The sequence below is a fragment of the Streptomyces sp. NPDC046831 genome (assembly GCF_040645305.1).
Taxonomy (GTDB): Bacteria; Actinomycetota; Actinomycetes; order Streptomycetales; family Streptomycetaceae; genus Streptomyces.
The window spans coordinates 46,329-67,646 of the sequence record NZ_JBEYXZ010000021.1; the positions used below are offsets into that span (position 1 = coordinate 46,329).

The window sequence follows — 21,318 nt, forward strand, 5'->3', positions numbered from 1 at the left end:
AGCCTATCGGGATGCGCTGCCGGCCCGTGGCGCCCGCCCGAACGTGCGCACGTCCCGTCACCCAAGTGATGCCGAGACGTTCGTTTCGTGCACCCGGTGTGCACAGCCCGGGAGGGGAGCGACGGACCGCGTCCTGTCCGCGTCCCGACGGTGCGCCAGGCCGCGGCCGGCCAGGCGGCCGGCGAGAAACCGATTCCCCACCGCCGCGCGATCACTCCTGACCCGCGCCGGAACACGAAGTGGTCCCGGAAACCGGGGACGCCGCCGCGTCCGAGAACCCTGAGACGCCACCGCGCCCGCGACCGGGAACCCACCGCGCCCGGCACCCGGACACGCCACCGCGCGGACCGGGCCCGGGCGCTGCCGCCAAGGACAGCGAAGGGCGTGCCGCCGGAGCCGCCCCCCGCCGCGCACGCGCCGGCACGGGCCGTGACGGCGGCGCGCCAGCAGCGGCTGCGGCGCCGACCGCGGGCACGGGCTGCGGCGCCGAGTGCCGGCACCGGCCGCGGCGGCCGGACGGACTGCCGACCGAGCCGGTCCCTGCGCCCGTGCCCCAGTACGGGCGCCCCGGTCGCCTCGGCCGCCGCCGGCGGATCAGTCCTCCGAGGCGGCCTTCGACGCCGTCGCCTTCGTGGCGGCCGTCTTCTTCGCCGTCGTCTTCTTCGCCGTGGTCTTCTTGGCGGTGGCCGTCTTCTTGGCGGCCGTCTTCTTCGCGGTCGTCTTCTTCGCCGCCGCCGTCGTCTTCGACGCGGACGTCGCCTTCTTGGCGGTCTTCTTCGCCGTCTTCTTGGCGGGCGCCTTCGCGCGCTTCTCGGCCAGCAGCTCGAAGCCGCGTTCCGGCGTGAGCGTCTCGACGCTGTCGCCGGAGCGCAGGGTCGCGTTGGTCTCGCCGTCGGTGACGTACGGCCCGAAGCGGCCGTCCTTCACGACGACCGGCCTGCCGCTGACCGGGTCCTCGCCCAGCTCCTTCAGCGGCGGCTTGGCGGCCGCCCGCCCACGCTGCTTGGGCTGGGCGTAGATGGCCTGCGCCTCCTCCAGCGTGATCGTGAAGAGCTGGTCCTCGGACTGCAGCGAACGGGAGTCCGTGCCCTTCTTCAGGTACGGGCCGTAGCGGCCGTTCTGCGCGGTGATCTCCTGCCCGTCGGCGTCGGTGCCGACGACGCGCGGCAGCGACATCAGCCGCAGCGCCTCCTGGAGGGTCACCGTGTCCGGCGACATCGACTTGAACAGCGAGGCCGTGCGCGGCTTGACCGCGTTCTTGCCGGTCTTGGGAGTCCCCTCGGGCAGCACCTCGGTGACGTACGGGCCGTAGCGGCCGTCCTTGGCGACGATCGTGTGGCCGGTCTCCGGGTCGGTGCCCAGCTCGAAGTCGCCGCTCGGCTTGGCGAGCAGCTCCTCCGCCAGTTCGACGGTCAGCTCGTCCGGCGCCAGGTCGGCCGGGATGTCGGCGCGCTGGTGGCTGTCGGTGTCCTTCTCGCCACGCTCGATGTACGGGCCGTAGCGGCCGACCCGCAGCACGATGTCGTTGCCCACCGGGAACGACGACACCTCGCGCGCGTCGATCGCGCCCAGGTCGGTCACCAGCTCCTTGAGGCCACCGAGGTGGTCGCCGTCACCGTTGCCGGCGTCGGCGGCCGCGCCCTCGACCGTGCCCTCGCCGAAGTAGAACCGCTTCAGCCACGGCACCGCCTGCGCCTCACCGCGGGCGATGCGGTCGAGGTCGTCCTCCATCCGGGCGGTGAAGTCGTAGTCGACGAGCCGCCCGAAGTGCTTCTCCAGCAGGTTGACCACGGCGAAGGACAGGAAGGACGGCACGAGGGCCGTGCCCTTCTTGAACACGTACCCGCGGTCGAGGATGGTGCCGATGATCGACGCGTACGTCGACGGACGGCCGATCTCGCGCTCCTCCAGCTCCTTGACCAGGCTGGCCTCGGTGTAGCGGGCCGGGGGCTTGGTCGCGTGGCCGTCGGCGGTGATCTCCTCGGCGGACAGCGCGTCGCCCTCGGCGACCTGCGGCAGCCGGCGCTCGCGGTCGTCGAGCTCGGCGTTCGGGTCGTCCGCGCCCTCGACGTACGCCTTGAGGAAGCCGTGGAAGGTGATCGTCTTGCCGGACGCGCTGAACTCGACGTCCCGGCCGTCGGCGGCCATGCCGCCGATCTTCACCGTGACGGAGTTGCCCGTCGCGTCCTTCATCTGGGAGGCGACCGTCCGCTTCCAGATCAGCTCGTACAGCTTGAACTGGTCGCCGGTCAGCCCCGTCTCGGCGGGCGTGCGGAAACGATCACCCGAAGGCCGGATCGCCTCGTGCGCCTCCTGGGCGTTCTTCACCTTCCCGGCGTACGTGCGCGGCTGCGCCGGCAGGTAGTCGGCGCCGTACAGCTGGGTGACCTGGGCGCGGGCGGCGGAGACCGCCGTGTCGCTCAGGGTCGTGGAGTCCGTACGCATGTACGTGATGTAGCCGTTCTCGTACAGCTTCTGGGCGACCTGCATGGTCGCCTTGGCGCCGAAGCCGAGCTTGCGGCTGGCCTCCTGCTGCAGCGTCGTCGTACGGAACGGGGCGTACGGCGAGCGGCGGTACGGCTTGGACTCGACGGACCGGACGGAGAAGCGGGTGTCCGCCAGGGCGGCGGCCAGGGCGCGGGCGTTCACCTCGTCCAGGTGGAGCGTGCCGGCGCTCCTGAGCTGCCCCAGGGAGTCGAAGTCGCGGCCCTGCGCGACACGGCGGCCGTCGACGGTCTGCAGCCGGGCGACCAGCGTCGAGGGGTCGGACGGGTCGCCCGCGCGGCCGGTCGAGAAGGTGCCCGTCAGGTCCCAGTACTCGGCCGAGCGGAACGCCATGCGCTCGCGCTCGCGCTCCACCACGAGCCGGGTCGCGACCGACTGGACCCGGCCCGCGGACAGCCGCGGCATGACCTTCTTCCACAGCACCGGCGAGACCTCGTAGCCGTAGAGGCGGTCGAGGATGCGGCGGGTCTCCTGGGCGTCGACCAGCTTCTGGTTGAGCTGGCGCGGGTTGGCGACGGCCGCGCGGATCGCGTCCTTGGTGATCTCGTGGAAGACCATCCGCTTGACCGGGATCTTCGGCTTCAGCACTTCCTGCAGGTGCCAGGCGATGGCCTCGCCCTCGCGGTCCTCATCGGTGGCGAGGAAGAGCTCGTCGGACTCCTTCAGCAGGTCCTTGAGCTTCTTGACCTGGGCCTTCTTGTCGGCGTTGATCACGTAGATGGGCTGGAAGTCGTGCTCGACGTCCACCCCCAGGCGGCGGACCTCGCCGGTGTACCTCTCGGGGACCTCGGCAGCGCCGCTCGGAAGGTCTCGGATGTGCCCGACGCTCGCCTCGACGATGTAGCCGGGGCCGAGATAGCCCTTGATCGTCTTCGCCTTGGCGGGCGACTCGACGATGACGAGTCGGCGGCCGCCCTGCGCGGTCTCGCTGGTCGGGGACAACTTCGCTCTTCTCTCCGGTCGACGCTGGGTCTCCCCAGGCCTTGGCTCCCGGGGTCGGGTGGTGCTGACGCTGCGGAGTGTGACGGTACATCCCGCCCCCGTGTCAAACGGGAAAAGCTCGCAACGGCCACTCGAACGGTAACCCGACTACCGCCCTTCCTGCCGCCCGGAGTGCCGGCCGTTCCGTTCCGGCCGCTGCGGAGAGTGGCCGGCAGGCCGCCGCAGCGGCCGCGCCCGGTGGCTGTCACAGGCGCGTGAAGCACCACGCCCCGGCCGTGAGGGCCGCGACGGCGGCCAGGCCGGCGAGCGTCGCCGACGCCGTCCGGTTCACCCCGAGGGCGACGGGCCGCCCGTGCCGCACCCGGACCACCGTCCACCCCAGCAGCGCCGCTCCGAACAGGGCGAACACCGCCCCGGTGAAGATCGCCGCCCCGGTCTCCATCTCTGTCCCCTCCCGTTCCGGTTCCCCGGTCCGGGAGGCTGGCACCCGCGGGCGACGGCCGGGCCAACACCCGGTGAACGCGGGGCGCAGGGCTCCGCGGCGCCGCGCGCGGGGCGGCGGCCGCGGCACACCGCCGGACCGGCTTCCTCACCGTCCGCGTTCGCGCGACAGATGACCAAAAAAGTGGCCGAAGACACCGGGACGACCGGACGGCACCGGACCGGCGGGACCGGAAGCGGAAGGACACGGCCAGAAACGGACGTCCGCGATCAGAGCCGGAAGGCAGGGATCAGAACCGGAAGGGGCGCGAGGGCGGCGCGGCACGGCGCGGAACCCACGCCCCGCGACGCCCCGGCCGCGCTCACCGGGCGGGCTCGAGGAACCCCTGCTCCACCAGCCTCCGGATCTGCGCGGGCGTGCGGTCCCGCAGCAGCACGGGATCCTCGCCCATCAGCTGGGCGATGGCGTCCAGGATGCGGCCGGCGCTGAGCGTGCCGTCGCAGACGCCCGCGAAGCCCGCGGCGACGGTGTCCACCGTGGTGGCCCGGCGCATCCCGCGGTGCTGGCGCAGCACGACGTGCTCGGGGTCCTCGGCGCCCGGCAGCCCGACCTGCTCCTGCACGACCTCCGGGACCAGCCGGAAGTGCGCGGCGAGCAGGGCCGCGTCGTCGTGGTCGCGCAGGTAGTCGACGCGCGCGAAGTGCGCCCGCACCGTCTCGCCGAGCGGCTGCTCGACCGGGTGCGGCCACTCCTCGACGGTGAGCGAGGGCACCGCGGAGCCCGTTCTGCGCAGCGTGATCCAGCCGAAGCCCACGGCCTTCACCTTGCGCGCCTCGAACTCGTCCAGCCAGGCGTCGTACCGCGCCTGGTACTCCGCCGGGTCCCCGAGGTGGTCCCCGGCGTCCCGGAGCCACAGCTCGGCGTACTGCGTGACGTCCTGCACCTCGCGCTGCACGATCCAGGCGTCGCAGCCGCGGGGCACCCAGGACCTGAGCCGGTCCTGCCAGTCCTCGCCCTCGACGTGCTGCCAGTTGGCGAGGAACTGCGCGTAACCGCCCTCGTTGAGCCGCTCGCCCGCCTGCTGGACCAGCGTGCGGCACAGGTCGTCCCCGGCCATGCCGCCGTCGCGGTAGGTCAGCCGGGCTCCCGGGGAGATCACGAACGGCGGGTTCGACACGATCAGGTCGTACGTCTCGTCGTCCCTCAGCGGCTCGAACAGCGAGCCCTGGCGCAGGTCGGCGGCCGGGGCGCCGGACAGCGCGAGGGTCAGCGCGGTGATGTGCAGGGCGCGCGGGTTGACGTCGGTGGCGGTCACGCGCGTGGCGTGCCGGGCGGCGTGCACCGCCTGGATCCCGGAACCGGTGCCGAGGTCGAGCGCGGAGCCGGCGGGCGTGCGCACGGTGATGCCGGCCAGCGTCGTGGAGGCGCCCCCGACCCCGAGGACGACGCCCTCCGCCCGGCTGCCGATGCCGCCGGCGCCGCCGACCGCGCAGCCGAGGTCGGACACGATGAACCAGTCCTCGCCGTCCGGTCCTCCGTACGGCCGTACGTCCACGGCGGCGGCGACCTCGTCGGCGCCGACGCGCCTGAGCCAGCCGCTGCCGAGGCACGCCTCGACGGGCAGCACGTCTTCCACGCGCGCCCGCGGCACCGGGTGCTGCAGCAGGAACAGCCGCACGAGCGTCTCCAGCGGGGTGTCCCCCCGCGTGGCCCGCAGCGCGGGGACGGTCTCGCTGCGCGCCAGCGCCGCGTACGCGGGGGCGCCGAGCAGTTCGAGGAGGCCGTCGGCGGTGAAGGAGGCGCCGAGCAGGGCCTCACGGAGCCGGACGGCGACGTCCGGACGGTCGGCGGCGGGCAGGGCGGGCAGGCTGGAGTCACTCACGTCCCCATTGTGTCGGCTCGCGCCGACACCGCACACGCGCGTGGGCCCTGCGCGGCCCGGCTCCCCGCGACCGGGGCCGCTCAGCTCCCCGTCGCCGGAGCCGACGCGGGCGCCGAGGCGGACTTGCAGCTCGGCTGCTGGGCCATCGCCCGGCCGACGTCGCCCTCCTCCAGGTTCTTCAGGGCGTCGTTCCCGGTCTTGCTGAGCTGGTCCAGGCGGGTGGCGACGCCCTTGAGACCGTCGGCGAACTTCGCCTGGTCCTTGATCTCGAGCGCGTCCACCTGCTTCTTCAGCGAGGCGTAGGAGGCGGAGAGGTCGTTCAGCTCCTTGACCGCGTCCTGCTGCTTCTTCTTGCCCTGGTCGACGTCGGGCGCGCCGGCCCGGGAGACCGCGGCGCCGATCGCCTTGTAGGCATCGGACATGTCCTGGAAGGCCTGCGAGTCGGTCTGCTTGACGTCGGCCGGGGCACTGTTGTCCGAGGTCTGCTTCTGGATCGCGGAGTTGGCGGCCGCGATCTTCTTCGCCTGCGGCTGCACCGCGTCGCAGACCTGCTTGGCCCACGTGTTCAGCGCGTCGTTCTTGTCGTCGGCGCTGCTGTCGGAGCAGCCCGTCAGTGCCAGTGCCAGTACCGCACCGCCGGACAGTGCGGCCGCGAGCTTCTTGTTCACCGGATTGGTCCCTTCCATGGCTCTCGGCCCCGGAACATACACGCCGTCCACAGGGCCACCACGAACCGGACGCCCGCTATTTCCTTCTTGAAGCCATTTGCACCACGCGAGAGAAGGCTCACGAATGCGGCGCGCACGCACACGCAGCGGGCGGGCGGCGCCTCGCACGCGCCGCCCGCCCGCCGTGGAACGGTCCCCGGATCCCGGCTACGACACCACCGCCGGGTCGGCCGGCTCGGACGTCCGCTCGGCGTCGCCCTCGTCGCCCACGGCGATCCCGCGCCGCTTGGAGACGTAGACCGCGCCGACGATGACGGCCAGCGCCACGACGGCGACCGCGATCCGCACGGGGATGCTCGCGTCCTGGCCGTAGCTGAACTTGATGACGGCGGGCGCGATGAGCAGCGCGACCAGGTTCATCACCTTCAGCAGGGGGTTGATGGCGGGACCGGCGGTGTCCTTGAACGGGTCGCCGACGGTGTCGCCGATCACCGTGGCCGCGTGGGCCTCGCCGCCCTTGCCGCCGTGGTGGCCGTCCTCGACGAGTTTCTTGGCGTTGTCCCAGGCGCCGCCGGAGTTGGCCAGGAACACCGCCATCAGCGTGCCCGCGCCGATCGCGCCCGCGAGGTAGGCGCCGAGCGCTCCGACACCGAGTGTGAACCCGATGAAGATGGGCGCCATCACGGCGAGCAGGCCGGGCGTGGCGAGTTCCCGCAGGGCGTCCTTGGTGCAGATGTCGACGACCTTGCCGTACTCCGGCTTCTCGGTGAGGTTCATGATCCCGGGCTTCTCGCGGAACTGCCGCCGGACCTCGAACACCACCGAGCCCGCCGACCGCGACACCGCGTTGATCGCCAGCCCCGAGAAGAGGAAGACGACCGCGGCGCCGGCGATGAGGCCGACGAGGTTGTTGGGCTGCGAGATGTCCATCATCAGGCTGAGCGGGGCGCCCGCTCCGGACAGCGCCTCGCCGACGTCCTGCGCCCCGGTGGTGATCGCGTCGCGGTACGACCCGAACAGCGCCGACGCCGCCAGCACGGCGGTGGCGATGGCGATGCCCTTGGTGATGGCCTTGGTGGTGTTGCCGACGGCGTCGAGGTTGGTGAGCACCTGGGCGCCCGCGCCCTCGACGTCGCCGGACATCTCGGCGATGCCCTGCGCGTTGTCGGAGACCGGCCCGAAGGTGTCCATGGCGACGATCACGCCGACCGTGGTGAGCAGTCCGGTGCCGGCCAGCGCCACCGCGAACAGCGCCAGCATGATCGACGTACCGCCGAGCAGGAACGCCCCGTACACGCTGAGGCCGATCAGCAGGGCGGTGTAGACGGCCGACTCCAGGCCGACGGAGATGCCGGCGAGGATCACGGTGGCCGGGCCGGTCAGCGACGTCTTGCCGATGTCGCGGACGGGTCGCCGGCTGGTCTCGGTGAAGTAGCCGGTCAGCTGCTGGATCACGGCGGCCAGCAGGATGCCGATCGCCACCGCGACGAGGGCCAGGACGCGCGGGTCCCCGTCCTTGCCGAGGATCGCCGCGTCGGTCACGCCGTCGAGGTCGGCGAACGACGACGGCAGGTAGAGGAAGGCCGCGGCCGCGACCAGGACCAGGGAGATCACCGCGGAGATGAAGAAACCACGGTTGATCGCGCTCATGCCACTGCGGTCGGCCCGGCGCGGCGCCACCGCGAAGATGCCGATCATGGCGGTGATCACGCCGATCGCGGGCACGAGCAGCGGGAAGGCCAGTCCGTGGTTGCCGAAGGCCGCGGTGCCCAGGATCAGCGCGGCGACGAGGGTCACCGCGTAGGACTCGAAGAGGTCGGCCGCCATGCCCGCGCAGTCGCCGACGTTGTCGCCCACGTTGTCGGCGATGGTCGCGGCATTGCGCGGATCGTCCTCCGGGATGCCCTGCTCCACCTTGCCGACCAGGTCGGCGCCGACGTCGGCGGCCTTGGTGAAGATGCCGCCGCCGACACGCATGAACATCGCGATCAGCGCGGCACCGAGGCCGAAGCCCTCCAGTACCTTCGGCGCGTCGGCCGCGTACACCAGCACCACGCAGGAGGCGCCCAGCAGGCCGAGCCCCACCGTGATCATGCCGACGACGCCACCCGTGCGAAAAGCGATCTTCATCGCTTTGTGCGAGACGGTGGTGAGATCCTTTTCCGGCTCACGCCGCACCGGCTCACCCGGCAAAGGATGCGCGTTCACCCCGTTGACGGCGGCGGGAGACGGAGGGGCCTGCGCTGCCTCGCGGGCCGCCGCGGCGACGCGCACATTGCTGCGCACGGCGAGCGACATCCCGAAATAGCCGGTCGCCGCCGAGAACGCCGCACCGATCAGGAAGAAGGCCGACCGTCCGGCGCGCTGATTCCAGTCGTCCGCGGGCAGCAGCAGAAGCAGGAAGAACACGGCGACGGCGAATATGCCGAGCGTGCGCAACTGCCGGCCCAGATAGGCCTTCGCGCCTTCCTGCACCGCCTCCGCGATCCGCTTCATGCTGTCGGTGCCCTCGCCCGCCGCGAGCACCTGGCGCACCAGGACGCCCGCGACCACGAGGGCGGCGAGCGCGACGGCCGCGATGACCGCCACGATGATCCGGTTGTCGTCGGTCAGCACTGCGGCTGCGAGGGTCGTGGGGTGGCCCCACTGATGAGGGGTAGAAAGCCCCGCCATTCGTCCTCCTTGACGCTTGGGCTGAGCTCAAGATGTGGACGGATTGTAGGTACCGGAACCTGATCAAAACAGAGGACGGTAAATCGAATTGGCCTTCATCTGCGTCTTGGCAAATGATCGCCGGCCGGTCACGGAACCCGAAAGCGGTAATGCCCCAAAAGCATTCACGCTTGATCCATTGTCCAATCGCTGATCGTGAAGTCATTCACGACTCGCTGCATGCCTCACTGTAAGCGCGGCCGACGGTACCCGCACACGCCGAAGGCCCCTGCTGAGGAGGGCCCTTCGGTGAAATCCGGTGCGGTTGTGCTCAGGCGGGCGCCGACGCCGGGGCCGGGAGCCCGTTCGGGACGGTCCAGGCGAGCGCAGGGGGCGGCTCGGCCGGTCGAGTGAGGCGAGCGGCTCCGGGCGAGCGCCGGGCACCGGGCGGAGGCGGGGCTCGGCCGGGTGAGCGAAGCGGCCGGCTCCGGGCGAGCTCGGCCCTCTGGGCGGAGGCGGGGCCTCGGCTCGGGTGAGCGAAGCGGCCGGCTCCGGGCGAGCGCCGCCCTCCAGGCGGAGGCGGGGGCCAGCCTGGGTGAGCGAAGCGGCCGGCTCCGGGCTCGGCCGGTTCAGAGAAGCGGCCGCTCCGGGCGAGCGCCGGGCTCGGGCGGGCGATACGGAGATCGGGCTGCGACGGGAGCCGGGGTCAGCCACTCATGAGAGACCCGGGGCGACTGTGCATGTACAGCGACCGGCGCGAGCAGAGCCGGGTCGGCTCAGGGGGAGCCGGGGGCTCGACTAGGCGAGTACGGCGGTCGGCGGGGTGGTCGGCCAGGTCATGCGGATCAGCCCGCCGTCCTTCCCGGCCGAGACCTCCATGTCGTCGACGAGACCGCTGATGACCGCGAGGCCCATCTCGTCCTCCTCGGCCTCCACGTCGCCCGGGGCGCCTCCGGCACCGGCGGCCGTGTGCGGGGCCTCGTCACCGACCTCGATGGAGAACTGTTTCTCCTCCTCGATCAGGATCACCTTCACCGGCGCCGAGATGCCGCCGTTGCGGTGGAGTCCGACGGCGCGGGAGCAGGCCTCGCCCACAGCCAGTCTGACCTCGTCGAGGACGGCCTCGTCCACTCCGGCCCTGCGCGCCACCGCCGCCGCCACCAGACGGGCAGTGCGGACGTGTTCGGGAAGCGCGCTGAAGCGGAGCTCAACGGTGGCCATGCATCCCCCTCGGAGCCGTGGGCGTGCTGTCGGGGGCCGGGCCGCGGACAGCCCGGACCCCGTCCTGAACTTCTTCCTCCCCGGGCACCGGCCCGAGGCCGGTGGTCAGTCGGTGGCCGCCACCGCCTCCTCCACCGAGGTGTGAATCGGGAACACCTTGGTGAGGCCGGTGATGCGGAAGATCTTGAGAATGCGCTCCTGGTTGCAGACCAGGCGCAGTGAGCCCTCATGGGCACGGACGCGCTTCAGGCCGCCGACCAGCACGCCGAGCCCGGTGGAGTCGAGGAAGTCCACGCCCTCCATGTCGACGACGAGGTGGAAATTCCCGTCGTTCACCAGCTCGACCAGCTGCTCACGCAGCTTGGGCGCGGTATATACGTCGATTTCGCCACCGACCTCGACGACCGTACGATCGCCGACGGTACGGGTCGACAGGGACAGGTCCACGGATCCTCCAGCACCTTGCTATCGAGCGGTCGCCCCTCGGGACACCTCGGCAGAGCCCCCGGGACGGTTCGCCAGCCGCGATGGCATTCAATCACTTACCGGCAGGCGTGCACGACGCCTTGGCTCCATTGTCCGTCATGCCGGTGACACACTCGGTGCCGATGGCCAAGAATCACCGATCCGATCGATCCCCGACGGACAGCGCGTCCCGCCCGGCCCCGAGCACGGTCCTGGACCGGCTCGCCTCGGGCCCGAGCCGGGCTACGCGCATCACTCATACGGAGCACTTGCCCCCGCGTGCGGGCCGCCATGCCGTCTGGCCCGACCGGATTCGCTCCGAGGTCGTCGCGGCGGTGCAGGCCTGCGGGGTCGAACATCCGTGGGCGCACCAGGCGCGCGCGGCGGAGCACGCCCTGGACGGGGACTCGGTGGTGGTCGCCACGGGCACGGCGTCCGGCAAGTCCCTGGCGTACCTCGTCCCGGTGCTGTCGACGCTGCTGGACGGCTCCGAGGCCCCCAACGGCCGTGGCGCCACCGCCCTGTACCTGGCCCCGACCAAGGCCCTGGCGGCCGACCAGTGCCGTGCGGTGAAGGGGTTGTCCCAGCCTCTGGGCACCGCCGTGCGCGCGGCGGCGTACGACGGCGACACCCCGTTCGAGGAACGGGAGTGGATCCGCCAGTACGCCACCTACGTGCTGACCAACCCGGACATGCTGCACCGCGGGATCCTGCCCTCGCACCCCCGCTGGTCGTCCTTCCTGCGCGCGCTGAAGTACGTGATCGTCGACGAGTGCCACACCTACCGGGGCGTCTTCGGCTCGCACGTCGCCCAGGTGCTGCGCCGCCTGCGCAGACTGTGCGCGCGCTACGGCGCCTCGCCCGTCTTCCTGCTGGCCTCGGCGACCGCGGCGGAGCCCGCCGTCGCGGCACGCCGGCTGACCGGCCTGCCCGTCGTCGAGGTGGCCGACGACGCCTCGCCGCGCGGTGAACTGGTGTTCGCGTTGTGGGAGCCGCCGCTCACCGACCTCCACGGCGAGCGGGGCGCACCCGTCCGCCGCACCGCCACCGCCGAGACGGCCGACCTGCTGACGGACCTGACCCTGCAGGGCGTGCGCTCGGTCGCCTTCGTCCGCTCCCGGCGCGGCGCCGAGCTGATCTCGGTGATCGCCCAGGAGCGGCTGAGCGAGGTCGACCGGTCGCTCGCCCGGCGCGTGGCGGCCTACCGCGGCGGCTACCTCCCCGAGGAGCGCCGCGCTCTGGAACGCGCCCTGCACTCCGGCGAACTCCTCGGCCTCGCCGCGACGACCGCCCTGGAACTCGGCATCGACGTGTCGGGCCTGGACGCCGTCGTGATCGCCGGTTACCCGGGGACCCGCGCGTCGCTGTGGCAGCAGGCGGGCCGGGCGGGCCGCGCCGGGCAGGGAGCCCTGGCGGTGCTGGTCGCCCGCGACGACCCGCTGGACACCTTCCTCGTCCACCACCCCGAGGCCCTGTTCGACCAGCCGGTGGAGTCCACCGTCCTCGACCCGGACAACCCGTACGTCCTGGCCCCTCACCTGTGCGCGGCCGCCGCCGAGCTGCCGCTGACGGACGAGGACGTCGAGCTGTTCGGGCCGGCCAGCAAGGAGCTGCTGCCGCAGCTGGAGGCCGCGAAGCTGCTGCGCCGCCGCACGAAGGCCTGGCACTGGACCCGCCGCGAGCGGGCCGCGGACCTCACCGACATCCGGGGCGAGGGCGGGCGCCCGGTGCAGATCGTCGAGGCCGGCACGGGGCGGCTGCTCGGCACGGTCGACGAGGGCGCCGCGCACGCGACGGTGCACGAGGGCGCGGTCCACCTGCACCAGGGCCGTACGTACCTGGTGCGCCACCTCGACCTGGACGACTCGGTCGCACTGGTGGAGGAGGCCAGCCCGCCGTACACCACGGTCGCCCGCGACACGACGGCGATCTCCGTCCTGGAGACGGATGTCGAGATCCCGTGGGGCGACGGCCGCCTGTGCTACGGCTCCGTCGAGGTCACCAACCAGGTGGTCTCCTTCCTGCGCCGGCGGGTCATCACCGGTGAGGTGCTGGGCGAGACGAAGCTCGACCTCCCTCCCCGGACGCTGCGCACGCGCGCGGTGTGGTGGACGGTCACCGAGGACCAGCTGGACGAGGCCCGGATCAACCCGGAGATCCTCGGCGGCTCCCTGCACGCCGCCGAGCACGCGTCCATCGGCATGCTGCCGCTGTTCGCGACCTGCGACCGCTGGGACATCGGCGGTGTCTCCGTTCCGCTCCATCCCGACACGCTCCTGCCGACGGTGTTCGTCTACGACGGCCACCCCGGCGGCGCGGGCTTCGCCGAGCGTGCCTTCCACACCGCGCGGGCCTGGCTCAGCGCCACTCGCGAGGCCATCGCCTCCTGCGAGTGCGACTCCGGCTGCCCGTCCTGCATCCAGTCCCCCAAGTGCGGCAACGGCAACGACCCGCTGCACAAGCGAGGGGCGGTGCGTCTGCTGACGGTGCTGCTGAAGGGGGCGCCGCAGGAGAGGGACGAAGCCGACGGGACGAAGGAACAGCAGAAGTCGGAGGGCCAGAAGACGGAGGGCCAGGAGGCGGAGGCTCGCGCGGAGGGCGTCACCGGGGCTGCCGAGAGGAGCGGGCGCTGAGGACGGCGACGCCGGGCGCCGCCGCACCGGCGGACGGCCACCGGGGACGGCGTGCGCCGGCGGGCGCGGGCGGAACGCAGGTCAGCCGGCGAGGGACGGTGCCGACCGTCGGCCTCTGAGTGCACACCCCCTCCAGGGTGATGTCCGTGGCCGGCTGTCCTACGGAGGCGGCGCGGGCGGAGGTGGACCCGGTGACGGAGGCGCCAGCGACCCCGGGGAGCCGGGTGAAGGCGGGACCGATGAGCCAGCCGGCAGCAGTCCCGGTGGGCCGGGCGGAAACGAACCCGATGAGCCAGCCGACAGCGGCCCGGGTGGGTCGGGTGGGCCGGGCGGCGGAAGCGGATCCGGTGGACCGGCCCGTGCCCTCACCTCCGCCGAGAACGGCCCCCTGTCCGACACCGCCGTGACGTCCGAGGTCTCCCCCACGACGGCGCACCGGAGGAGCCGCGTCCCCTGCGCCCACGCCACCCGGTCCGCCCGGGCGCAGGCCGCGGCGCCGCCCTCCGCCCAGTGGTCCGCCGCCGCGAGCGCCGCGAGATCGGCGGCGCCGGCCGCACGGTGCCGGGTCACCACGGCCTGCCCGAGGGCCAGCCCGACGCCGAACACCACACACAGCACGGCGATCGCGCCGACACTCCAGACGGTGGCGGAACCGCGGTCCGTGAAGCGCTGCCTCGCGCCGGCCGTGGCCGCCTCCGGACGGCCTCCCGGGGTTGCACCCTTCCCGACGGAGCCCTTCATCGCCCGGCCCCCACCGTCTCCTCTGCGTCCGCCACCGCTTCCTCCCGCAGTTCGAAGGGCAGGACGCCCATCCCCGGCGGGGTGGCCTCGACGACCACCCGGACGTGTCCTCCGCCCCTGGTCACCGTGACCCTCGCCCCATGCGGCGCAGCCTCGCGTGCCACCCGCGTGACGGCGCTGTCCGGGTCCTGGCGGGCGGCGGCCCGGGCACCCACCCGGGCCGCGTCCACGCACTGGATCTGCGCGAGTACGACCAGCAGACCCCACACCAGCGTCGTGACGACCAGTACCAGCACGGGCAGGGCCGTGGCCGCCTCCGCCGTCACGAAGCCGCTGTCTGCCCGGCGTTCATGTCCGGGCACTGAGCGCTCGCTTCACGATGTTCTGCAGTTCCGTCTTGACCTGTCCGCTCGTCACCACCTCGTACAGCAGCACGGCGAACGCCACCGCCGCGATGATGCCCATCGCGTACTCGGACGTGACCATTCCCGCGTCGCGGCGCAGCAGGGCACGCAGCCGTGCCCCCACCTTCCTGTACATCTGAACTCCCCTGAGGTCTCGTTTCGGTCGATCCGTCTGCCGGTGCGTCCGTCGACACTCGTCGTCGCGGATTTGTCACCGTCGTGCGCGGCCGGTCTCTCCCCGGCTCGTCCCGTCCCGATCAGCCCACTCAGCCACCCCCTCCTCGCAGCACCCCACCCGCCAGGCCGATCACCACGGGCAGCACGCCGACCGCGACGAAGGCGGGCAGGAAGCACAGCCCCACCGGCGCGGTGACCAGGACGGCCGCGCGGCGGGCGCGGGCCGTCGCGGCGCGCGCCCGGTCGGCGCGGGCGTCGGCGGCGAATCTCGCCACCGGACCGGCCGCGGGGAGCCCGGACTCGTCCGCGCGCTGCAGCAGCCGCGCCAGCGCTTCGGCGCCCGGCAGCGAGGCCAGCCGCCGCCAGGCTTCGGCCGGTTCACCGCCGAGCCGTACCTCCGCGGCTCCCCTGGCCAGCCCGTCCCCGACGGGCCCCGCCAGCGCCTCGCCGACGGCCTGGGCGGCGATCACCGGGCCGGCACCGGCCGCGATGCACGCCGCCAGCAGGTCGGCGGCGAGCGGAAGCATCCGGGCGGCCTCGGCCGCGTCGCGTGCTTCCCCGGCGCCGGCTGCCGTCCGGCGCAGACTCCACCACCTCAGCCCGGCCGCGGCGGCCAACCCGAGCGCGACCCCGAGGAACCCGCCGACGAGCACCCATCCGGTGCCCACCGCCCCTGCCGCGGACAGCCATCTCCGGGCACCGGACCGCGCCCGGCCCCACGCCCCCGGGCACGGCCCGCCACGCGCGGGCCTCGTCGGCCGTCCGCTCGCCCCCGGCGCGGCACCCGGCGCCGACCCGGTCCGTCTCGCCCCGGCTCGCAGCCATGGCCACGTGCCCGGCCCCGCCCCGGCCCGTGGCGTCTCTGCCGCCGATGCCCGCCCCGGGCCCGGTACCGCCCCGTCCGCCGACGTCCGCCCCACGGCGGGCACCACGCCCGCCGAGCCCGGCCGCGTCCCGGCCGCCGCGCCCGTCGTCACCCCTCGCGCCGCGGCCGTCACCGGCCTCCCGTCCGGGAGGGATTCCGCCCCCGCCGGCACCCCCGGCAACAGCAGGCCGCCCAGCCGGCGCCGCGCTCTGCGCTCCCGGCGGGCCGCCGCCAGCCAGCGTGCCGGCAGCCCCAGGGCGAGCAGCAGGCCCAGCATCGTCCCCAGCCTGTGGACAAACTCCGCACTCATGCCGCCTCCGCCCTCCGTACGACCGCCAGGGCCCACCACAGGCCCGCGCCCTCCAGCACCCCTCCGACCACCAGGCAGCCCAGCCCCGCTCCCGTGTGCAGCAGCACGCGCAGAGGATCGGCTCCCATGGCCGTGCCGAGCAGCAGGCCCAATGCGGGCAGGCCCGCGAGCATCACCGCCGTGGCCCGGGCGCCCGCCAGTTGGGCGCGCAGATCGGCACGCTGGTCCCGTTCCGCCCGCAGCGCCGCCTCCAGCCGGTCCAGTCCGGCCGCCAGGCCCGCGCCCTGGTCCACGGCGACCCGCCAGCAGGCGGCCAGGCCCAGCAGTCCTTCGGCTCCCGGCTGCCGGGCGGCCGCCGCGAGCGCACCGGGCACGTCCCCGCCGAACCGGGCCGCAGCCAGCACCGCCGCCTGCCCGTCCCCGAGGCCGCCCGCGTCCCGGGCCGCGTGCCGCAGCGCCTCACCCGGTTGCCGGCCGGCCCTCACCTGCCCGGCGAGCGCCCCGCACAGCGCGATCACCGCGTCCACGCGCCGCTCCGCCTCCCGTCGCGCCGCCCGCGCGAGCCGTGCCCGGCGCAGCCACGGCACACCGGCCACCCCCGCCACGGCCGGCAGCACCGAGGCGCCCAGCACTGCCAGGACCAGCCCGGCGGCCGGCGCCCACCACTCCGCCCCGCACCGCCCGCGAACCCACCGCAGCGCGCCGGGGACCCGGTCCCGCCAGGGCGGCCCGGTGGCCACCGACCCGCCGCCTGCGCACAGCAGCCGGGTCCGCCGCGCCGCACCGTGCCCGCCGCCCAGCCAGAGCACCGCCCCGGCACAACCCACCGCCGCCGCCAGGAGCAGCCGGCCCCAGGACAGGTCACCCATCGCGCTCACCGCCGCCTTCGGATCCGGCATCAAGGAGCTCCCGCAGCCGCTCCCAGCCCCGCTCCCGCACGAACGACTCCGCGCCCCAGCGCAGCGCCGGCACCGTGCGCACCAGTCCGGACGCGTCCCGCTCCAGCACCCGCACCTCGGCGATCCGACGGCGTCCCGAGCGGTCGCGCACCAGGTGCAGCACCACCGACAGGGCGGCCGCGAGCTGGCTGTGCAGCGCGGCCCGGTCCAGGCCGCCGGCCGTTCCCAGCGCCTCCAGGCGGGCGGGGACGTCCGCGGCCGCGTTGGCGTGCACGGTGCCGCAGCCGCCCTCGTGGCCCGTGTTCAGCGCGGCCAGCAGATGGACGACCTCACCGCCGCGCACCTCGCCGACGACCAGCCGGTCCGGCCGCATGCGCAGCGCCTGCCGCACCAGGTCCTCCAGGGTGACCAGGCCCGCGCCCTCCTGGTTGGCCGGTCTGGTCTCCAGCCGGACGACATGGGGGTGGTCGGGCCGCAGTTCCGCGGAGTCCTCGGCGAGCACGATCCGCTCGCCCGGTCCGGCCAGCCCCAGCAGCGCACTGAGCAGCGTCGTCTTGCCGGTGCCGGTCCCGCCGCTGACCAGGAAGGACACCCGCGCCTCCATCAGCGCGCGCAGCACCCGGTCGCCACCCGGCGGAACCGTGCCCGCCGCGACCAGTTCCTCCAGCGTGAACGCGCGCGGCCGGACCACCCGCAGGGACAGGCAGGTGCAGCCGACGGCGACGGGAGGCAGCACCGCGTGCAGCCGGGTGCCGTCGGGCAGCCGCGCGTCGGCCCACGGCCGGGCGTCGTCGAGCCGTCGTCCGGCCACCGCGGCCAGGCGTTGCGCAAGGCGTCGCACGGCCGCCGCGTCGGGGAAGACGACGGTGGTCCGCTCCAGGCCGCCGCCCCGGTCCACCCACACCTGGTCCGGGGCCGACACCAGGACGTCGGTCACCGAGGGATCGGCGAGCAACGGCTCCAGCGGCCCGCTGCCGATCAGCTCGGACCGCAGCTGCTCGGCCGCCCAGAGCACCTCCGCGTCACCCAGCACGCGCCCCTGCTCCCGCAGCGCCTGGGCCACCCGGGCGGGCGTCGGATCGGCCCCGCTCTCGGCGAGCCGGCGCCGCACGCCGTCGAGCAGATCGGCGCGCATCCCCGGCCCGGCGGACCCGGGCCCGGCCCATTCAGGCCGCACGGGTCCGTTTCCGGCGCCCACCGGCGTACGGAAGACAGCAGTCCCGTTCCCACGGCTGCCCGCCGGGCCGGGCCCCGCGGCCCCCTCACCACGCCCACCGGACCACCCGGCCGGCACCGGCCCGACTCCCCGCCCGCCCGACCACCCTGATCCCGCCGTCCCGTTCGCCGGGCCACCGGTCGATCCAAGCCCCACAGACCCACCGCCCGAGCCACCCGCCCCCTCGGATTCTGCGGACCCACCTCCAGGGCCGCCCGGCCACCCAGTCCCCATGGACCGGCCGCCTGAGCCACCCCACCACCCCGATCCCACAGGCCCACCGCCCGAGCCACCCGCCCCCTCGGACCCCGCAGACCCACCTCCAGGGCCGCCAGGCCACCCGGGCCCCGCATCGTTCCGGGGGTCGCCCGACGGCCCATGTCCCACAGCCCCGCCCCCGGAGTCGTCCGCCGAGCGGGGACCCGCAGGTCCGGTTCCGGGACGGCCCGGCGACCCGGGCCCCGCAGCCCCGTACCCACGGCCACCCCGCCACGCGGGCTCCCCGGCGCGGGCCGGTCCGGCCGGCGCCTTCATGCGGCACCCGCCTCGGTCAGCGCCCGCTCCCAGAACGCCGTGCAGAACCGGGCCAGCGGTCCGCGCGCGGCGGCGCCGGGTGGCCTCCCCCCGTCTCCCGAGCGCCGCAGCCCGGACTCCACGGGCACCTCGCCGGCCAGCGGCAGCCCCAGCAGCCGGGCCACCTCACGGTCGTCCAGTCCCGGCGTGTACGGCCCGCGCACCGCCACCCGCAGGTCGCGCAGGACCATCCCGACCGCGGAGGCCACCCGCCCGGCCGCCGCGACGGCGCGCAGCTCCGCCGGCACCACGAGCAGTCCGACGTCGAGTTGGGCGAGGACCTCGGCGATCCCCTCGTCGACACGGCGCGGCAGGTCCACCACCACCGCACCGCCGCGCCGGCGGGCGGCGGCCAGCACCGCCCGGACGGCCTGGGGCGGGACGGCGACGCAGTCGCCGCGGTCCCAGCTGAGCACCCGCAGCCCGTGCAGTTCGGGCAGCGACTCCTCCAGGGCGCCGCCGCCGACCCTCCCGCGCGAGGCGGCGAACGCGGGCCAGCGCAGCCCCTCGGCCGCCTCCCCGCCGAGCAGGACGTCCAGGCCGCCGCCGAGCGGGTCCGCGTCCACGAGCAGAGTGCGCAGCCCCTCGCGGGCGGCGGTGACGGCGAGCGCGCAGGCCAGTGTGGACGCCCCGGCGCCGCCGCGGCCGCCGATGACGCCGACGGTGAGCGCGGGCCTGCCGACGCCCTCGGCGACGTCGGCGATGCGGTCGACCAGCCACTGCTCGCCGTCGGGCAGCACCAGCACGTGGTCGGCGCCGATCTCCACGGCACGCCGCCAGACCCCGGAGTCGTCCTGGTCGCGGCCGACGAGCACCACGCCGTTCCGGCGCACGGCGCCGCGCACCCGGCGCGCGGCGTCGTCCCCGACCAGGACCAGCGGCGCGGCCTCCCAGGCGCCTCTGCGTTCGGGCACCCCGTGATGGACCTCGGGTGTGGCGCCCGCCGCCGCGCACAGGCGCAGCAGGTCGTCGAGGAGTTCGGTGTCCTCCGTGACGATCAGCGGTCCGCCCTGCCGGCCTCCGGCGGCGGGCGGTGGGTCGTGTGTGACGGTCCCGGGCACGGGCTCCCCCTTCGCTGCTCGGCTCGCACGGCCCCTGCGGCCCCGCGAATCACGACCATGTGAAGAACCGGCAAGCGGCCTTCATATGGACGGCCGATACGAATCGGCCATACGCGCCCGGCAATCGGGAAGCGGCTGAAAAGTCGCCGGAAGCGGAGCGCGCAGGAATCACCGTGCAGCGCTGCGGGAAATCATGCGGATCTTGGTCGAAATCTGTGGACAACCCCAAGGCTGTGAATATCGCCATCACCCATACCGGTGACCCCCGGACCACTCGCCACTGGTATCCACAGAGCAGCACATCGACTACCCACCGTGACCATCGAGGGTCAGGAGGCAGGCGGCGTCCACGGCCGTCGCACAACGGGGCGCGGCCGCACAGGCGGGAGGGGAAATGTGTCCGGACATGCGACGACCCCCGCCGGGGGGGAGAGCGGGGGTCGTCTCCACGGCCGACTCGGGGGGGGAGGAGTCGGACCGGGTTAGCACGGTCGCGAACGATCCGTGACTTCCATGGTGTACCCGAGAGCCCTCTCAGGCAAACCCACACGCCCACCTTACGCCGAATGGGCTGCCCCTATGCTCAGGGGCGTGGAAAACCACTCCTCGCCCCGTACGGCGGCCTTCTTCGACCTGGACAAGACGGTCATTGCGAAGTCGAGCACGCTCACCTTCAGCAAGTCCTTCTACCAAGGCGGACTGATCAACCGAAGGGCCGTCCTGCGCACCGCTTACGCGCAGTTCGTGTTCCTGGCCGGCGGCGCCGACCACGACCAGATGGAACGCATGCGCGCGTACCTGTCCGCGCTGTGCCGTGGCTGGAACGTGCAGCAGGTCAAGGAGATCGTCGCCGAGACGCTGCACGACCTGATCGACCCGATCATCTACGACGAGGCCGCGTCCCTCATCGAGGAGCACCACACGGCCGGACGCGACGTCGTCATCGTGTCCACGTCCGGCGCCGAGGTGGTCGAGCCGATCGGCGAACTGCTGGGAGCCGACCGCGTCGTCGCCACCCGGATGGTGGTGGGCGAGGACGGCTGCTTCACCGGCGAGGTGGAGTACTACGCCTACGGTCCGACGAAGGCCGAGGCGATCCGGGAGCTGGCCGAGTCGGAGGGCTACGACCTCGGCCGCTGCTACGCCTACAGCGACTCGGCGACCGACCTGCCCATGCTGGAGTCGGTCGGCCACCCGCACGCCGTCAACCCGGACCGCGCGCTGCGGCGCGAGGCGCTCACCCGCGGCTGGCCGGTCCTGGACTTCCACCGGCCGGTGCGGCTCAAGCAGCGGCTGCCCGCCTTCTCCGTGCCGCCGCGGCCCGCCCTCGTGGCGGTCGCGGCGATAGGCGCGGCGGCGGCCACCGCGGGGCTCGTCTGGTACGCGAGCCGGCGCCGGGGCGCGGTGCTGTAGACCGGCCGTCAGGCCGGTCGGCCGCCCCCTCACCATCCTTTTCCTGCCACTTCGCACCAGAAAGTAAAGAAGTGCAGGCAGGGGTTCCCCTTGCTCCGCCCGTGCAGTACAAAGGAGTCAACGGCCCGCGAGACCGGAGGGACATCCGAGAGGATCACCTTCAAGACGCATCAGGCCCCACGGACCGAGCGTGAACATCGGGCACCCACGCGACGTCGACCCGTCGATTACGGGCCAGCCGCACCAGGT

At 73.8% G+C, this 21,318-nt stretch carries 15 protein-coding genes and 1 pseudogene; 2 read left to right on the forward strand and 14 right to left on the reverse strand.

Annotated elements, in window-relative coordinates; all coding sequences use genetic code 11:
* Positions 1 to 594 precede the first annotated feature (594 nt).
* From topA to bldG, 7 genes are all read right to left on the reverse strand, one after another.
* Complete coding sequence (gene topA / locus ABZ920_RS19080) at positions 595 to 3,447, reverse strand: type I DNA topoisomerase (protein ID WP_361505888.1); 2,853 nt, start codon at positions 3,445 to 3,447, stop codon at positions 595 to 597.
* Between the two features lie 244 nt (positions 3,448 to 3,691).
* A complete protein-coding gene (locus ABZ920_RS19085; RefSeq protein ID WP_361505890.1) occupies positions 3,692 to 3,889 on the reverse strand; it encodes a hypothetical protein in 198 nt (65 codons plus the stop codon).
* A gap of 361 nt (positions 3,890 to 4,250) precedes the next feature.
* On the reverse strand, positions 4,251 to 5,771 hold the full coding sequence (locus ABZ920_RS19090) for a methyltransferase (protein WP_361505893.1): 1,521 nt from the start codon (positions 5,769 to 5,771) through the stop codon (positions 4,251 to 4,253).
* Between the two features lie 80 nt (positions 5,772 to 5,851).
* On the reverse strand, positions 5,852 to 6,457 hold the full coding sequence (locus tag ABZ920_RS19095; protein ID WP_361505896.1) for a small secreted protein: 606 nt from the start codon (positions 6,455 to 6,457) through the stop codon (positions 5,852 to 5,854).
* Between the two features lie 189 nt (positions 6,458 to 6,646).
* Positions 6,647 to 9,112, reverse strand: a complete 2,466-nt coding sequence (locus tag ABZ920_RS19100) for a sodium-translocating pyrophosphatase (RefSeq protein WP_361505898.1) — start codon at positions 9,110 to 9,112, stop codon at positions 6,647 to 6,649.
* Between the two features lie 777 nt (positions 9,113 to 9,889).
* A complete protein-coding gene (locus ABZ920_RS19105; RefSeq protein WP_361505901.1) occupies positions 9,890 to 10,312 on the reverse strand; it encodes an ATP-binding protein in 423 nt (140 codons plus the stop codon).
* Positions 10,313 to 10,417: 105 nt separating this feature from the next.
* Positions 10,418 to 10,759: an anti-sigma factor antagonist BldG gene (gene bldG / locus ABZ920_RS19110; protein ID WP_010986038.1), complete on the reverse strand. Its 342-nt coding sequence runs from the start codon at positions 10,757 to 10,759 to the stop codon at positions 10,418 to 10,420.
* An 80-nt stretch (positions 10,760 to 10,839) separates the two neighbouring features.
* Between bldG and ABZ920_RS19115 the strand changes: the two genes are divergently transcribed.
* Complete coding sequence (locus tag ABZ920_RS19115; RefSeq protein WP_361505903.1) at positions 10,840 to 13,410, forward strand: DEAD/DEAH box helicase; 2,571 nt, start codon at positions 10,840 to 10,842, stop codon at positions 13,408 to 13,410.
* A 345-nt stretch (positions 13,411 to 13,755) separates the two neighbouring features.
* Here ABZ920_RS19115 and ABZ920_RS19120 read toward each other — a convergent pair.
* The 7 genes and pseudogenes from ABZ920_RS19120 to ssd form a co-directional block, all read right to left on the reverse strand.
* A pseudogene (locus tag ABZ920_RS19120) lies at positions 13,756 to 14,070 on the reverse strand (Rv3654c family TadE-like protein); the annotation flags it as partial.
* Between the two features lie 77 nt (positions 14,071 to 14,147).
* The gene (locus ABZ920_RS19125; RefSeq protein WP_361505906.1) at positions 14,148 to 14,513 is read right to left on the reverse strand and encodes a TadE family type IV pilus minor pilin; all 366 of its coding nucleotides are present in this window, start codon (positions 14,511 to 14,513) and stop codon (positions 14,148 to 14,150) included.
* Positions 14,500 to 14,691, reverse strand: a complete 192-nt coding sequence (locus ABZ920_RS19130) for a DUF4244 domain-containing protein (RefSeq protein ID WP_361505909.1) — start codon at positions 14,689 to 14,691, stop codon at positions 14,500 to 14,502. Before ABZ920_RS19130 ends, ABZ920_RS19125 begins: the two co-directional genes overlap by 14 nt.
* Before the next feature lie 130 nt (positions 14,692 to 14,821).
* On the reverse strand, positions 14,822 to 15,553 hold the full coding sequence (locus ABZ920_RS19135) for a type II secretion system F family protein (protein WP_361506055.1): 732 nt from the start codon (positions 15,551 to 15,553) through the stop codon (positions 14,822 to 14,824).
* A 350-nt stretch (positions 15,554 to 15,903) separates the two neighbouring features.
* A complete protein-coding gene (locus ABZ920_RS19140; protein ID WP_361506058.1) occupies positions 15,904 to 16,776 on the reverse strand; it encodes a type II secretion system F family protein in 873 nt (290 codons plus the stop codon).
* Positions 16,769 to 17,941, reverse strand: coding sequence for a TadA family conjugal transfer-associated ATPase (locus ABZ920_RS19145; protein ID WP_361505912.1), 1,173 nt, complete (start codon positions 17,939 to 17,941; stop codon positions 16,769 to 16,771). Before ABZ920_RS19145 ends, ABZ920_RS19140 begins: the two co-directional genes overlap by 8 nt.
* A 611-nt stretch (positions 17,942 to 18,552) precedes the next feature.
* Positions 18,553 to 19,656, reverse strand: coding sequence for a septum site-determining protein Ssd (gene ssd, locus ABZ920_RS19150; protein WP_361505915.1), 1,104 nt, complete (start codon positions 19,654 to 19,656; stop codon positions 18,553 to 18,555).
* 579 nt (positions 19,657 to 20,235) lie between these two features.
* Between ssd and ABZ920_RS19155 the strand changes: the two genes are divergently transcribed.
* The gene (locus tag ABZ920_RS19155; protein ID WP_361505917.1) at positions 20,236 to 21,069 is read left to right on the forward strand and encodes an HAD-IB family hydrolase; all 834 of its coding nucleotides are present in this window, start codon (positions 20,236 to 20,238) and stop codon (positions 21,067 to 21,069) included.
* The last annotated feature ends 249 nt before the right edge of the window (positions 21,070 to 21,318 follow it).

Coding starts and splice junctions, on each gene's coding strand:
- ABZ920_RS19085 (WP_361505890.1), bottom strand. CDS start 3,889: ATGGAGACCGGGGCGGCGATCTTCACCGGGGCGGTGTTCGCCCTGTTC.
- ABZ920_RS19095 (WP_361505896.1), bottom strand. CDS start 6,457: ATGGAAGGGACCAATCCGGTGAACAAGAAGCTCGCGGCCGCACTGTCC.
- ABZ920_RS19100 (WP_361505898.1), bottom strand. CDS start 9,112: ATGGCGGGGCTTTCTACCCCTCATCAGTGGGGCCACCCCACGACCCTC.
- ABZ920_RS19105 (WP_361505901.1), bottom strand. CDS start 10,312: ATGGCCACCGTTGAGCTCCGCTTCAGCGCGCTTCCCGAACACGTCCGC.
- ABZ920_RS19115 (WP_361505903.1), top strand. CDS start 10,840: ATGGCATTCAATCACTTACCGGCAGGCGTGCACGACGCCTTGGCTCCA.
- ABZ920_RS19130 (WP_361505909.1), bottom strand. CDS start 14,691: ATGTACAGGAAGGTGGGGGCACGGCTGCGTGCCCTGCTGCGCCGCGAC.
- ABZ920_RS19140 (WP_361506058.1), bottom strand. CDS start 16,776: ATGGGTGACCTGTCCTGGGGCCGGCTGCTCCTGGCGGCGGCGGTGGGT.
- ABZ920_RS19145 (WP_361505912.1), bottom strand. CDS start 17,941: ATGCGCGCCGATCTGCTCGACGGCGTGCGGCGCCGGCTCGCCGAGAGC.
- ABZ920_RS19155 (WP_361505917.1), top strand. CDS start 20,236: ATGCTCAGGGGCGTGGAAAACCACTCCTCGCCCCGTACGGCGGCCTTC.